We start from the raw sequence: 14,207 nt of genomic DNA, 5'->3' as shown, positions 1-14,207 counted from the left end.
TTTTATTCTTATACATTCTCAATTTATCAAGCTGAACAATCATCAAAATAATATAGCACAAAAAAAATCCTAAAATACTTCTATTTAGGATTTTTATCTGCTTACTATCCATTATCATACACGTCCGGAAAAAGTCAACTGGTACCTTGTCAACTCTAACTTTACTTCATCCGGTCCAGCGCTTTCAAGATGCCGTAAATGATGGCCTGAGGCCTCGGTGGGCAGCCAGGGATATAGACATCCACCGGTACAAGTGAATCTATGCCGTTGCTGGTGGCATAGGAATCCTTGAAAATGCCGCCGCTGCAGGCGCAGGCACCTACTGCTACGACCAGTTTTGGATCAGGTGCTGCATGATACGTCTTCACCAGCGCCAGCTGCATATTTCTCGTCGCGGTGCCAGTCACCAAAAGCATATCGGCATGTCTTGGCGACGCCACAAAACTGATCCCGAGCCTTTCAATATCGTTGACAGGATTGTTCAGCGCATTTATTTCATAATCACAGCCGTTGCAGGAGCCAGAATCCACCTCTCTGATCTGCAGGCTCCGGCCGAACATTTTTTTAATCTTTGCTTCCAGGTCCATGCAGACCGCTTTGTAGGAGGTGTCAGGCAGGTTGTTTTCATCAATAATCAGCGTTTGATTTTTGACAGCCACTGTTTTATCCACGTGGAGCATTGCTTTATCCTTTTCAGCCAGCTCAAATTGATTGGTGGTCGTTACTGCGCCTGTCGGACAGACTTCTTCACACAGCACACAGAAGATGCACGCGTCATAGTTAATCCCAATGATTCCTGCTTCCTTAGCCATCACGATTGCCTGAGATGGACAGCGCAGGACACATTCCCCGCAAAAATTGCACTTTTCAGGATTGATTTCGGTCTGCCCCAGGAACGGACCTCCACTGGCGGGTACTTTGGGATATTCCTGGGTAAGCCTTGGATATTGAATGATCTTTTTTAGCGTCTTAAACATTTTTCGTCTTCCTTGCTCGTACCGTATATTTTGTTATCTGGGGTATGTCTGCATGCCACAATACCGCTTTCGGCCTTTTGTGCCATGGATGGCACAAAAGGCCGGAAAGTGGTATTGTGGCCCTCAGACCTGCCCTAGATAATGGTTTTTGATATATATAATAGAGGATGTGCCAAGAATCTGTATAGGTAATTTAAGAACGTGGTACTCATACATAGTACGCCGCTTGCTTTAGAGATCGTTCCCTGCGTAGGAAAGGTTAAAGCTTTTATTGATCAGCGGAAAGTCCGGCACAATATTGCCTTTGACGGCATGACAGAGGGCCGGCCAGTTGCAGAAAGACGGCGTCCGTATTTTATAGCGGTACACAGTATTGTTCTCGCCTGTCATCAGCCAGTGGATGTTCTCGCCGCGCGGGGCTTCGGTCAAGCCGAAAGCAAAGCGATACGGTTCAACAGCCTCAACAAGTTCCAGTACTTTCCCTGAAGGCATTTGATTGATCGCTTGGATCATCAGGTTAATGGATTCAAAGCATTCCTCAATTTTGGTATTCAGCCGGCAGTTGATATCGCCGTTGTAATGTTTCGGGATATTAAAATTGAGCTGCGGATAAGCTGCGTACGGGAAAGATTTCCGGACATCATAGCGCAGTCCTGAAGCCCGGCCACCTGGGCCGACCGCGTTTAGATCGGCCGCAATTTCCAGCGTAAGGATACCGGTATTTTCAATCCTGTCAATAAACAAGCTGTTGGCTTTGATAATCTCGACAGTTTCCTCAAGCTCGCGGCGGATTTTATTCAGCTGGCCAATCAGACTGGTTTCCTTTCCTGCCACAAAGTCTTTTCTAATCCCGCCCGGCTTATTGACACTTCGCAGGAAACGCATGCCGCACAGTTCATCAGCTAAGGCGTAGGCCCAGCCTCTGATCATCCGAAACTGGAACGTTGCAAACCCATAAGCAGCGTCAAGACAAACACCGCCGAGATCGCCCAAATGGCTGGTCAGTCTCTCCAGCTCGGCAAAAATGACCCGGGTGTAGGCTGCCCTGATCGGAGCCTCGATTCCGGCAATTTTTTCGATGGCTTGACAGTACGCCAGGGAATTTGCAAAGGTCTCATCTCCGGAAATCCGTTCTGAAATATACAGGCATTTCTCAATGCTTTGCTGTTCGGCCAGTTTCTCTATTCCTTTATGGACAAAGTACAATTGCGCTTCAAGATTAATGATCGGTTCTCCGGCCACACTGAAACGGAAATGGCCCGGTTCAATGATTCCGGCATGGACAGGTCCGACCGGAATTTCATAGACCCCTTCCCCTTCAACTTTGCGAAAGCTGATTTCTTCTGCAGCCCGCTGTGGTCTGTACCCTGCTGGAAAAGCTTTGTGCAGTGGATAAACCCCGTTCGGCCAGTTGCTATGAAAAACCAGTCTTTTGGCATCCGGATGGCCTATTGGGATGATTCCGAATAGATCCTTAATTTCACGCTCATACGTTGCCGCAGCCTGGATGACATGACTGATTGACGGTATTTCCATTTTGTCAGGACTGACCAACGTTTTTATCACCGGAAGCAACGTATCCTGTCTGTCCGCAAAAACGTAATAAACGCCGAAGCAAGAATTCTGGCTTTGCTCATCATTGGCAAACATCAGAACGAGCGGATAACCCAGTTCTTTATTTAAGTAAGCGCATATTCCAGGAATACTTTCCGAAGCTATTTTTAGGTAAAGCTCATGCTCCCGGCCCTTCCTGTTTCTCCCGCCAATATCGGCCAACTCTGCAACGAAGAACTTTTCTGCGATTATTTGTTTTAATTCAGATGCCTTCATCATCTCTACCTCTATTTTCAGCAATATTTCATTGACTAGTACAACGTTCTCAAATTCCCTGCTCAAATAATTCATCCAAGCTTGATTAGCCAAAATTAGGTCTGGGGGTCACAATGTTGCTATCTTTAAACCATTTTGTTCTAACAGGATTTACGAATCCCTTCCTTAGATTGTACCCAGGACAATGCTCTGGGCCTGAATGATCAGCTCCCGGACTGTTTCCGGCAGATAGATCCCGCCGGCTGCAACGGCTGTCAGTAAAACAACCAGGCAGACTGTTCCGGGAATGTTGATTTCTCCTGTCCTAGGATCAGCAGCCTCCGTACTGTCCGGCTGACCATAAAACATTTTAAACAGCGTCACAGCGATTCCGGCAAAGACAGCCGCCAGAAGCAGAATGAACACAATTCCGACCCAGAGGTTTAATTGGTTGAAGATTGCGGCGGTAATGCTGAACTCACTCGCAAATACGCTGAAGGGTGGTGTTCCGGCAATTGCAAACAGACCTAGCAGAAAGACCGTTCCGGAAATAGGCAGCGTTTTCAAAATCCCTTTGATCTTGAAAATCTGTTTGGTGTCATATTTCTGCATGATATTACCGGCAGATAAAAACAGCATGGATTTGGTCAGCGAGTGATTGATCATATGCAGCAACCCGCCAAAAATAGACAGCGGTGTAAAGATCCCGATAGCAACAGCGATAATTCCCATATGTTCAATACTGGAATAAGCCAGAAGCCGTTTATAATCCTTCTGCGTCAGAATAAATACAGCCGCGGTAGCAATCGATAAAATCCCGATCCCGATGAGGAGCCTCCCGGTAAAGCTACTGCTCCCCTGATTGTGATTCACAATGGCCGTCGTCCGGATAATGCCATACATCGCGCTGTTCAAAAGAACACCGGACAGCATGGCACTAATCGGAGAAGGGGCCTGACTATGCGCATCAGGCAGCCAGGTATGCATCGGAGCAAGGCCGGCTTTCGTCCCGAATCCGACCAAAATAAAGATAAACGCCAGGCGCAGAACGGAACTTTTTAAGGATGCCGCGTTGGCGTACAGCGCAGTCCAGTCCAAAAATGAGCCGTTCTCCAATATTCCGGCCGAAGAAAGGTGTAGTAAAATGATGCCGAGTAGGGCAACTGCAATACCGACAGAACAGATAATCACATACTTCCAGGCAGCTTCCAGCGCATAACGATTGTTATAAAAGCCGACTAAAAAGGCCGAGGCCAGCGTTGTCGCTTCAATCGCAATCCACATCAGACCCATGTTTTTGACTGTCAGCGCCAGTACCATCGTAAAAATAAAGGTCACCATCAGCATATAGTACAGCCGGATTTTTTTGGCCGGCAGCTTACCCTGTTTGACTTCTTCCTCAAGATAACCGATCGAAAAGATGGCCGCCATCAAACCTATCATCAGGACAATATCCAGAATCATCATGCTCAGGGCATCGAGATAGAAAAATCCGCCCAGCGAAGAATAAGCAATCGCTCCATACAGTATGACTTTATAGGTCAGGACAGCTGCGATGATCAGCAGCAGCACAGCAGATGAGACGCTGACGAGGTGCAGCAGCCGCTTCGGTTTAAGTATAAAGAGCAGCAGTAAGGCAATGATTGGAATGACCAGAAGTAAAAAGCCCATATCGTTGTATCTTATCCTTTCAGATTATTGAGTTGATCCGTATCAATGGAGTCGAATTGGTCATTAATTCGAAACGTCAGCATACCCATGATCAGAACGAAGGTCACCAGGTCAATGAATATCCCAAGGTCCACAATGAAAGGCATTCCCTGCGTTGCGAGCATGGCCGTGATATACAGACCGTTTTCAATGACCAGAAAGCCAATGATTTGTCCAAGCGCTTTTTTACGGCTGATCATAAAGAAAAGGCCGATCCAGATCACGGAAACCGAGTTGACGAGCTGCATATTGGACATCCCCTGGCTGCTGCCGTCAATCGTTGCCAGCGTGAAGTAAGAAAAAACAACCAGTCCGCAACAGACCAGAACCAGAATTGGAATATTTAAGATAAAGTCTTTTTCAACTTTGTACCTTACAGAGGCATATGTCCTGTTCAGAAGACCTGGAATGTAGATGACTTTCAGAACAACAATCAGGATACAGACAATCAAAATATCCCAGCGTCCTTCGTCCGACAGGCTTCTGACTCCCATGACCCCGGCAGCCAGAGCAATCAGCATGGACTGAATCCGGAAAGACTTGATATAGGAACTGATTCGTTTATTGGCCATAAGCACAAAAGAAGAAAGTAAAATCAGCACAGATAAGGTTTCCAAAAGATTTTCAGACATGATAACCTCCCAGGATAAAGAATTGTAAAATTCCCAGAAAAGCGAGAATAAAAGATAAGGCAGCTAGATTCGGGATACTGAAAAGCTTAAACTTAACTGTATTGACTTCAATCAACGCGATGACCAGCGCCATAAGGGCCACTTTGAGCAAATAAAGCAGAAGTGACAAAATAACAGCGCCGAAGCCCATAAACGGAATCAGCTGGTCATGCGGAATGAAGATATTCACAAACAGGGTGATAAAAACCAACTGTTTCACGGCTGCACCGTATTCCAGTAAAGCCAGGTGCCGGCCTGAATACTCCAGGATCATCGCCTCATGCACCATCGTTAATTCCAGATGGGTGGACGGATCATCGACCGGAATTCTGGATGTCTCCGCAATGATAACGATCAGCAGCGCCAGCCCCACCATCATATAAACCGGATGAGCCAAAGGAAACCCTGTAACCTGTACGGTCTGCATAATGCGAGGCAGTGAAGTGGACCCGGAAAGGAGGCCTACCGTAAACAGGGTCACAAGGATGGATGGTTCAATCAGTGAAGAAATCATGGCCTCCCTGCTGCTTCCCATCCCACCGAAGGTACTCCCCGTATCCAGGGCTGCAGCCATCATAAAAAACCTGCCGAGTGCCAGGATGGAAACGAGCATAATAAAATCACCCGGAATCAGCACCGGTACAATCTTGGTTGACACAGGAACCAGTAGCGCGGCAGTCAGAGCTGTCGCAAAAACGATATACGGAGCTACCTTATAAATCCACGAAGATACCTCTGAAACGACAGAGGTCTTTTGCAGCAGTTTATAAAGATCAAAATACATCTGCAAGACAGGCGCACCTTTGCGCTTTTGGGTCAAAGCTTTGACCTTTTTGATCAGGCCGCTCACAAACGGTGCAGCCAAAAGAGTAACACTCAGTTGAATTAAAATATAGGTGATGCTGTTCATTGCTTCATTTCCTATCCTTCCCGGTGTACAGTCTTTCATTAAACTTCTGCCTCGAATGCAAATCCCTCAGTCAAATTGTTTAAGCCAAACGGTTATAGAGCATCAGTAAGAGAACTGCCGCAAATATATAGATCAAATAACTATGGATGCTGCCGGTTTGAATTTTATACTTTGTTCTTTGGGAAAACTTTTGAAGTCTTTTGATGACAGGATGATAGAGGTAATCTTCAAATATCGAGGCGACCGTCGTCGCATATTCGATTGACTCCGGATAATAGAAGGAGTCCCCCTCTGTCGTAATTTTCCTGGTTGGTCTAAACAGGATCCTGAAAACAATCTTGATCGGTTTGGAAAAACCGGTTGCGCTGTACTGCATGCGGGCATTCAGCGCTTCAAAGCCGCAGTCCCACGTTCCGTATTTCCGCTCGATATATTTACCACCAACGATCCGGATGACCAGAAGTGCCAACAGGATGATTCCGGCCAAGGCCAGGATCAGCGCAACTGGAGATATGCTGCCCGGGGAAACCGTCAGCGGATAATAAACCAGCATAAAGCCTCCCTGAAGCTGACTGAAGACCGAGCCGCCGCCGAGGCTGCCAACGACCGGATCCAGTAGCTTTAAGATCGTTAACGGAAAAAGTCCGATCCCGAGGCAGATCAACGCAAGAATGCCCATACCGATATTCATAGTTTTGGGAACCTCCTGCGCATTCGCGGCTTGTTCGCTTCGCGGAAGGCCTAGAAAGGATATCCCGAACAGCTTCACAAAACAGGCTGCAGCCAAAGCTCCGGTCAAAGCCAGCGCTGCCACGGCGACCGCCGAAAAGAAGTTTAAGCCGAACTGTCCGGGCAGTATATTGGCAAATAAGGACTGATATGTCAGCCATTCACTGATAAAGCCATTAAACGGTACAATGGCCGATATGGCCAAAGAAAAGCATAGGATCATGAAACCGGTAACGGGCATCTTTTTCAGAAGTCCGCCAAGTTTTTCAATATCTTTGGTATGTACAGCATATTGAATTGCTCCGGCTCCGAGAAACAGCCCCCCTTTAAACAGAGTATGGTTGAACGTATGCAGCAACGCTGCTGTTAAGGCCAGGCCGCCGATGAGCAAATGGTTCTGGGCAAAGGCGATATACGAGACCCCTAAGCCAATCAGGATAATCCCGATATTTTCTACGCTGTGAAAGGCCAGCAGTCTTTTAATATTATGTTCCATCAAAGCATAGGCAACCCCAAGTACAGCTGACAGCATGCCCAGAACAAGAATGACAATTCCCCACCAGGTATTCTGCACCCCTAAATAGCAAAGCACAAAACGGATCAGTCCGTAGATGGCCGTCTTGATCATGATTCCCGACATCAGAGCCGAGACATTGCTCGGGGCAGCCGGGTGAGCGTAAGGCAGCCAGATATGCAGCGGGATAACGCCTGCTTTTGTGCCAAAGCCAATCAAAAATAAGATGAAGGCAATGTTTCTGGCCACTTCGGGGATCGCTGCGCCATTTTGAGCTATCGTCAGGTCAAAAGAATGTGTGTAGTGATACATGATCATAAATCCAATTAAAAGACAAGCCGTTGCCAGATGGGTCATTACAATATATAACGTTCCAGCTTGCTGATTTTCTTCTTTTTCCGATTCGAATACCACCAGGAAATAAGACAGCAAAGACATTGCTTCCCAGGAGATATAGAAAAATACGGCATTGGCCGAGGTTAGTACAAAAAACATTGAAATAATAAACATTACATATAGAAAGTTAAACAGGCCGATGTTCCTTTTCCCGTTGTAATGGGAAATATAGCCGATCGAGTAGATCGAAACACAAAAGACCAGGATCGACAGCGCCAGAACAAAGAAAGCAGAAAGATTGTCAATACTGATATTTAGGGTAATGAACGGAATCGCGGATTGTAGCGAAAAAATGTTCAGCGTTCCAACGCCCGAGAAAATCTTTCCGACTGAAGCTGCCGCTGCGGCTGCGGAAGCCAAGATACATAGCGCATTGACAATCACATTGCCGGTATTTTGTTTTTTGACGAAGAGATATCCAAGGGAAATAACAGCTCCGAGCAGATAGCCAAATATTGAGACTAGATATAAATGATGCAGTAAAAGCTCCATGAAACATTCGTCCTCCATATGTGAAATCAACGTTTAACCATTTGAACAGATCCCCCGCCAGAAATTCTCCCAAATCTCCTCAAAATGGACAGTCACATCTTCAGGTTGATAAATGAGGATGCTTGACAGCAGCCCGTGCGTCATGGCCGTATAGGATATTGCCACGGATTCGGGATCCTGGCATCGGATAATCCCTTTATCCATATTGGTTTGAATAATATCTTTAACCATCTGGAACCGCTCTTCTGATAAGCAGTGGATTTTTGCAATCAGCGTTTCAGCGAAAGCTTTAGGTGGAAAAAGCAACAGCCTCTTCCAGAAATACAGTTTGGTCAGCGACTTGTCATAGTAATCGAAAATCATAACAAACATGCTTTTCAGATCATCACAATGCTCGTTGATCTCGAGAAAGTACTGGTTAATTTCCCGATTGATGACCGCATACAATAAATCTTCTTTACTGGAAAAGTGGGCATATATCGATGCTTTTTGGATGCCAACTTCACTGGCAACTTCGGTTAGGGAAAACTCTGTCCCTTTGTCTGCAAACAATCTGAAAGCCGAGTCCATCAGCTTTTGCTTCGTTTCCACCGTCGTGTTCCTCCAAAAAACAAAATGCCTACCTAACGTTAGGTAGCCTCAATAAATTATAGGATTGACCCAATAACTTGTCAAGCTCTTTAGAAAAGTTCATAAAGTATCTTGCGCCGGAAAATAATAGACTTAGATCAAAAAGAAAAAAGTGAGGCGTCACCATTGAAAAAACTCCATTTCAGAAACATAGGGGCCTTCAGTATTTTGCTCTCACTTTTATTATTCTGTTCAGGATGCTGGAGCAATAAGGAAGTCGAAACGCTAGCTTTTGTCACGCTAAGCAGCTTTGATTATACCCAAATTAACGGTCAGGATGTTTGGACTGCGGCCACGCTGATCCTGAAGCCTCAAAGCAGTCAGGGACAGGACCAAGGAAATAAGTCCGGTTCAAACAATAATATGGAACAGCTTATCACCGGTCAGGGACCAACAATGCAGACTGCAATTAGAAATTATTCCGCAAAATTGTCAACTGTCCCTTTTTATGGTTACGCTACAGGCTTTATTCTTGGAGAAGAGGCTGCCAAAGAAAAGGCACCTGAGATTATCGAACATTATGCCCGCTTCCCGCAGACCAGGCCACGCGATATTATTTTGGTGGCCAAAGGTGAAGCCAAGGAAATACTTAAGACGGGAGGCACAATGAACCAGTTGTTTTCTGAGGAGACATCCCAGTTTATCGATTTGAAAGCCACAAACACCGGCAAATCTTACGGTATGTATTTCTATAAGTTTGTATCCTGGCTGACAAGCACTGACCGTGATGCCGTTTTACCACAAATTAAGATTATGCCCTTGGAATCGGATAACAAAGAATCCGAAGCTAATCCCAAAACTGAAGGAAGCATTATCGAAGGCCTGGGTGTTTTTCAGTCTGGCCATTTGGTGGGCTGGCTTGATGAGGAACAAACGCTTGGTTTTCTGCTGCTGACGCAAAAAATAAACAAAGGCCCTATTTCCATCCCCGTTCAGAAGGACGGAACCATGTTTAACTATTTTCTAAGCAGTTCAACGTATAAAGTAAAACCAGTCGTCACCAACGGAGAGATATCTTACCAGGTTACAATTCAGACGAAAGGAGAAATTGATGAAAATAACGGTTTAATGCTGACTAAAGAAGATATTGAACAATTAGAATCTGTTGCTAGTGAAAAAGTAAAAAAAATAGCCACTGCAACAGTTAACCAGGCCAAAACCTACAAGGCTGATTTTTTGGGGTTCTCCGAAAAGCTGCATCATAAAGATCCCAAAACATTTCATGCTTTGGGATCGGAATGGCGGGAAGCTTTTGTGAACGCTAATGTTGAAATTACTGTGAAAGCAAAAATCATTAGCACCGGCAGACTAAAAGAAAAATTAGAAGTGAATCCTCCAAATGAATAAAATTCCTTTTAGAAAAGTTCATATATTTTCCTGTTCTGGGAAATAATATACAAATATTGTTTTAGATAGGATGAGGCCAACAAAAGATGTTTATAAATCGACTGACAAGAACCTTAAAAAGCTGGACAAATAAAGCACCTGAACCCACCGCTGCCCCTGAGCCTCCCAAAAAACAGCCGTTGTCCAGAAATTATGAGGATAACATAAAAAAACTGCAGCAGCTTTTTGCCAATTGTTCGGATGTCCAGTTCCATCCATTTCAAATTAATTTGGAAGAACCGGTAAGGGCTTTCATTATCTATGCCACAACTATCACGGATAATCAAGTGATCAGTGATTCTATACTGAAAACCCTGTTGGAAGAGACGCGCAAACTGCAGCAATTGACGAAGGGAGGCAACGCAAACCTGCTGCAGATCATTCAGGACAGCCTGCTGAATCTTACCGAAACCAGCATGGTTTCTAATCTGGATGAAGTCGAACGAAAAGTGTTTGCAGGCAATGCGGTTCTGATCATCGACGGTTCGTCTTCAGCCCTGGCTGCCGGGGTACGAGGCGGCGAAAATAGGTCCATTGTTGAGTCTGATACCGAACCAGGTGTGCGCGGGCCAAAGGATGGGTTCATTGAGTCCATTGATACAAACATGAGCCTCATCAGAAGACGTTTAAAAACCAGCAGACTTAAGCTGGAAACTTTAGAAGTTGGTGAGCTGACCCATACAAAAATTGCAATCTGCTATATTCAGGGGATCGTGAATGAACAACTGCTGCAGGAAGTGAAGCAGCGGATTGGCAGAATCAAAACGGACAGTATCCTGGAAGGCAGTTACATCGAAGAACTGATTATGGATGAGCAATATTCCCTGTTTCCGCTGGTACAATACACGGAAAGGCCTGATAAGGTCACTGCTTCGCTGTTGGAAGGCAGAATCGCGATTCTGGTAGATAATTCTCCGATGCCACTGCTCATTCCGGCGACATTTGTAACCATGCTGCAGGCAGCCGAGGATTATTATCACGGTTCAGTATTTGCGACGTTTACAAGGATTCTGCGCTTGATTGCCTTAAATTTGGCCTTGTTGCTGCCGTCAGTCACCGTTGCCGTTTTCTCTTTTCACCAGGAATTGTTGCCGACGCATCTCGTCAGTTCTGTGGCAGGAACGAGGCAGGGTTTACCGTTGCCAATTGCTTTGGAGATCCTTGTCATCGAGTTTACATTTGAACTTTTGCGGGAAGCCGGTATCCGGCTGCCGAAAACTATCGGTCAGGCTATCAGCACTGTCGGCGGTCTAGTTATCGGCCAGGCAGCTGTCAATGCAGGCCTGGTCTCCCCAATCTCCGTTATTGTCGTAGCGACCACGGCAATCGCGTCTTTTTCGATTCCAAATTATGATGCCGGCTATGCGCTCAGGATACTGCGGTTTATGTTGATTTTACTGGCCAGCATTCTGGGAGGAGTCGGTATCATGTTCGGCCTGATGATCATCCTGATCCATCTCTGCAGCCTACGTTCTTTCGGTGTCCCCTATTTGATTCCGTTTGCTCCTTTAAGCCTTGGCGAAATCAAGGATATCCTAGTCAGGGCTCCATGGTGGGCTATGTCCAAACGGCCAAAGTCGTTCCGTACGGTGGATCCTATCCGGCAGAAAGACAACCAGGGTCCGTCGAAACCAAAGTATAGGAGGAAAAGGTCATAAATTCAGAAAAGATATCCGGTGTCCAACTTGCTTCTTTGATGTTTATGATTGTCATATCCACTGCGCTCCTGTTAATCCCCGGCATAACAGCGGAAAAAGCCGCAGAATCAGCCTGGCTTTCCGTCCTGATTGCGCTTGCTGTCGGGATCGTTAACCTCATGCTGATTTATTATCTGGGAAAGCGGTTTCCGAAGCTGACGCTGCCCGAATATGCCGAAATCCTGCTCGGCAAAACCCTCGGGAAGGTCCTGACTTTCTGCTATGTATTATTCTTTTTGATCATAAGTATTACGGTATTAAGAGAATTTACTGATTTTTTGAATATGAACCTTATGCCCGAAACTCCGCCTTATGTTTTTCAAACGGGTTTGATGATTGTGGCTGCCTATGCGGTTGTTAAAGGAATCGAAGTGATTGTGCGGGTCAACCAGTTTATTCTGCCTTTGTTTATACTGTCTCTGGCGATCTTGCTGGCGTTAGCCGTCAGAGATATGGATCTGAGCAATCTGCAGCCTTTTCTGGATAAGGGCGTCCTGTCCGTTGTGGATGCTTCCCTTGTTCCTATAGCCTGGTTTGGCCAGATTGTTATACTCGTATTTTTATTTCCAAAAGTAAACCAGGCAGAGGATATTTTAAAAAATGGCATTTTCGGAATTATCGCTGCCGGTATCCTGCTGACTTTCATTACTGTTGCCACCCTTACTGTTTTTGGGCCGGAATATACGGGTGATATGTACTTTGCTTTTCTATATTTAGCTAAATATATCAAATTCATTACAATTCAAAGGCTTGAATTCCTTGTTATATTTATCTGGGTATCCGGTATCGTCGTCAAAGTAGCCGTCATGTATTACCTGGAGACAATGACCTTAGTCCGGATGTTTTCTCTCCAAAGCAAGAAGTATGTTCTCCTGGGGCTTGCTCTACCAAATATTATTCTGCCAAACTTATTATTTGAGAGTCCTGTTGATGTCGGCCATTTTCTTAAGAATATATGGCCATTTATTGGTTTAACGTTTGAGCTGCTGATCCCTGGTCTGCTGTTGCTGCTGACTGTCATCAAAAAGAAAAAAGTGGGGCGTACCATTGAAAAAACTACTGAAAAAACTCCGTTTTAGATACATAGGGACCTTCAGCGTTTTGCTCTTACTTGTATTATTATGTTCAGGATGCTGGAGCAGCAAGGAGGTTGAAACGCTAGCTTTTGTCACGCTAAGCAGCTATGATTATACCCAAATTAATGGTCAGGATGTTTGGACTGCGGCCACGCTGATCCTGAAGCCGCAAGGCAGTCAGGGACAAGATGAAGGAAAGAAGTCCAGTTTGAGCGGCAATGCAGAACAGCTTGTTACCGGTCAGGGACCAACAATGCAGGATGCAATTAGAAATTATTCCGCAAAATTGTCAACCGTCCCTTTTTATGGTTACGCTACAGGCATGATTATTGGGGAAGAGGCCGCCAAAAAAAAGGCACCTGAGATGGTCGAACATCGTGCCCGCTTCCCGCAGACCCGGCCACGCGATATCTTTTTAGTGGCCAAAGGTGAAGCCAAGGAAATACTTAAGACGAGAGGCACGATGAACCAGTTGTTTTCTGCGGAGGTATCCCAGTTTATCGATTTAAAAGCCACAAACATCGGCAAATCTTATGGTATGTATTTCTATAAGTTTGTATCCTGGCTGACAAGCAATGACCGTGATGCCGTTTTACCACAAATTAAGATTATACCCTTGGAATCGGATAACAAAGAATCCGGAGATAATCCCAAAACTGAAGGAAGCATTATTGAAGGCCTGGGTGTTTTTCAGGCTGGCCATTTGGTGGGCTGGCTTGATCAGGAACAAACCCTTGGTTTTCTGCTGCTGACGCAAAAAATTAACAAAGGCCCGATTTCCATCCCCGTTCAGAAGGACGGAACCATGTTTAACTATTTTCTAAGCAGTTCAACGTATAAAGTAAAACCAGTTGTCTCCAACGAAGAAATATCTTATCAGGTTACAATTCAGACGAAAGGAGAAATCGATGAAAATAACAGTTTAAGGCTAACTAAAGAAGATATTGAGCAATTAGAACCTGTCATTAGTGAGAAACTAAAAAAAGTAGCCACCGCAACAGTTAACCAGGCCAAAACCTACAAGGCTGATTTTTTGGGTTTCTCCGAAAAGCTGCATCACAAAGATCCCAAAACATTTCATGCTTTGGGATCGGAATGGCGGGAAGCTTTTGTGAACGCTCAAGTTGAAATTAATGTGAAAGCAAAAATCATTAGCACCGGCAGACTAAAAGAAAAATTAGAAGTGAATCCTCAGAATGAATGAAATCCA

Annotated in this window: 11 protein-coding genes; 4 read left to right on the top strand and 7 right to left on the bottom strand. The window is 45.3% G+C overall.

Translation table 11 applies throughout. The annotated features are described in order from the left end of the window. Positions 1–161: 161 nt before the first annotated feature. The 7 genes from OKX56_RS08395 to OKX56_RS08365 form a co-directional block, all read right to left on the bottom strand. The gene (locus OKX56_RS08395; RefSeq protein ID WP_019226104.1) at positions 162–977 is read right to left on the bottom strand and encodes an NADH-quinone oxidoreductase subunit B family protein; all 816 of its coding nucleotides are present in this window, start codon (positions 975–977) and stop codon (positions 162–164) included. A gap of 231 nt (positions 978–1,208) precedes the next feature. Next, the gene (locus tag OKX56_RS08390) at positions 1,209–2,882 is read right to left on the bottom strand and encodes a hydrogenase large subunit (protein ID WP_019226103.1); all 1,674 of its coding nucleotides are present in this window, start codon (positions 2,880–2,882) and stop codon (positions 1,209–1,211) included. 90 nt (positions 2,883–2,972) lie between these two features. Continuing rightward, positions 2,973–4,457, bottom strand: coding sequence for a hydrogenase 4 subunit F (locus OKX56_RS08385; RefSeq protein ID WP_019226102.1), 1,485 nt, complete (start codon positions 4,455–4,457; stop codon positions 2,973–2,975). Positions 4,458–4,468: 11 nt separating this feature from the next. Continuing rightward, positions 4,469–5,128, bottom strand: a complete 660-nt coding sequence (locus OKX56_RS08380; protein ID WP_019226101.1) for an NADH-quinone oxidoreductase subunit K — start codon at positions 5,126–5,128, stop codon at positions 4,469–4,471. Further along, entirely contained in the window at positions 5,121–6,116 is a 996-nt protein-coding gene (locus OKX56_RS08375; protein ID WP_287896167.1) for a respiratory chain complex I subunit 1 family protein, read from the bottom strand. The genes OKX56_RS08380 and OKX56_RS08375 overlap by 8 nt, the downstream gene beginning before the upstream one ends. Before the next feature lie 40 nt (positions 6,117–6,156). Further along, positions 6,157–8,208, bottom strand: coding sequence for a proton-conducting transporter transmembrane domain-containing protein (locus OKX56_RS08370; RefSeq protein WP_287896165.1), 2,052 nt, complete (start codon positions 8,206–8,208; stop codon positions 6,157–6,159). A gap of 33 nt (positions 8,209–8,241) precedes the next feature. Beyond that, positions 8,242–8,799 carry a TetR/AcrR family transcriptional regulator gene (locus OKX56_RS08365; protein ID WP_287896164.1) on the bottom strand — a complete coding sequence of 186 codons (558 nt, stop codon included), beginning with the start codon at positions 8,797–8,799 and terminating at the stop codon, positions 8,242–8,244. 165 nt (positions 8,800–8,964) lie between these two features. Between OKX56_RS08365 and OKX56_RS08360 the strand changes: the two genes are divergently transcribed. The 4 genes from OKX56_RS08360 (at position 8,965) to OKX56_RS08345 (ending at position 14,201) form a co-directional block, all read left to right on the top strand. Then, on the top strand, positions 8,965–10,185 hold the full coding sequence (locus OKX56_RS08360; protein ID WP_287896163.1) for a Ger(x)C family spore germination protein: 1,221 nt from the start codon (positions 8,965–8,967) through the stop codon (positions 10,183–10,185). Positions 10,186–10,271: 86 nt separating this feature from the next. After that, positions 10,272–11,882 (top strand): spore germination protein, encoded by a 1,611-nt coding sequence (locus OKX56_RS08355; RefSeq protein WP_287896161.1) that lies wholly within the window; start codon positions 10,272–10,274, stop codon positions 11,880–11,882. Continuing rightward, positions 11,879–13,000 (top strand): GerAB/ArcD/ProY family transporter, encoded by a 1,122-nt coding sequence (locus tag OKX56_RS08350; protein ID WP_353737767.1) that lies wholly within the window; start codon positions 11,879–11,881, stop codon positions 12,998–13,000. Before OKX56_RS08355 ends, OKX56_RS08350 begins: the two co-directional genes overlap by 4 nt. Further along, the gene (locus OKX56_RS08345) at positions 12,969–14,201 is read left to right on the top strand and encodes a Ger(x)C family spore germination protein (RefSeq protein WP_287896160.1); all 1,233 of its coding nucleotides are present in this window, start codon (positions 12,969–12,971) and stop codon (positions 14,199–14,201) included. Before OKX56_RS08350 ends, OKX56_RS08345 begins: the two co-directional genes overlap by 32 nt. The last annotated feature ends 6 nt before the right edge of the window (positions 14,202–14,207 follow it).

This window comes from Dehalobacter sp. (assembly GCF_030063005.1).
Taxonomy (GTDB): domain Bacteria; phylum Bacillota; class Desulfitobacteriia; order Desulfitobacteriales; family Syntrophobotulaceae; genus Dehalobacter; species Dehalobacter restrictus.
Note: the sequence above shows the minus strand (reverse complement) of the source record. Positions and strands in the feature narration are given on the sequence as shown.

Bases quoted from the DNA above. Each gene is read 5' to 3' on its own strand.
- OKX56_RS08395 (WP_019226104.1), bottom strand. From the start codon at position 977: ATGTTTAAGACGCTAAAAAAGATCATTCAATATCCAAGGCTTACCCAG.
- OKX56_RS08390 (WP_019226103.1), bottom strand. From the start codon at position 2,882: ATGAATTATTTGAGCAGGGAATTTGAGAACGTTGTACTAGTCAATGAA.
- OKX56_RS08385 (WP_019226102.1), bottom strand. From the start codon at position 4,457: ATGGGCTTTTTACTTCTGGTCATTCCAATCATTGCCTTACTGCTGCTC.
- OKX56_RS08380 (WP_019226101.1), bottom strand. From the start codon at position 5,128: ATGTCTGAAAATCTTTTGGAAACCTTATCTGTGCTGATTTTACTTTCT.
- OKX56_RS08375 (WP_287896167.1), bottom strand. From the start codon at position 6,116: ATGAAAGACTGTACACCGGGAAGGATAGGAAATGAAGCAATGAACAGC.
- OKX56_RS08370 (WP_287896165.1), bottom strand. From the start codon at position 8,208: ATGGAGCTTTTACTGCATCATTTATATCTAGTCTCAATATTTGGCTAT.
- OKX56_RS08355 (WP_287896161.1), top strand. From the start codon at position 10,272: ATGTTTATAAATCGACTGACAAGAACCTTAAAAAGCTGGACAAATAAA.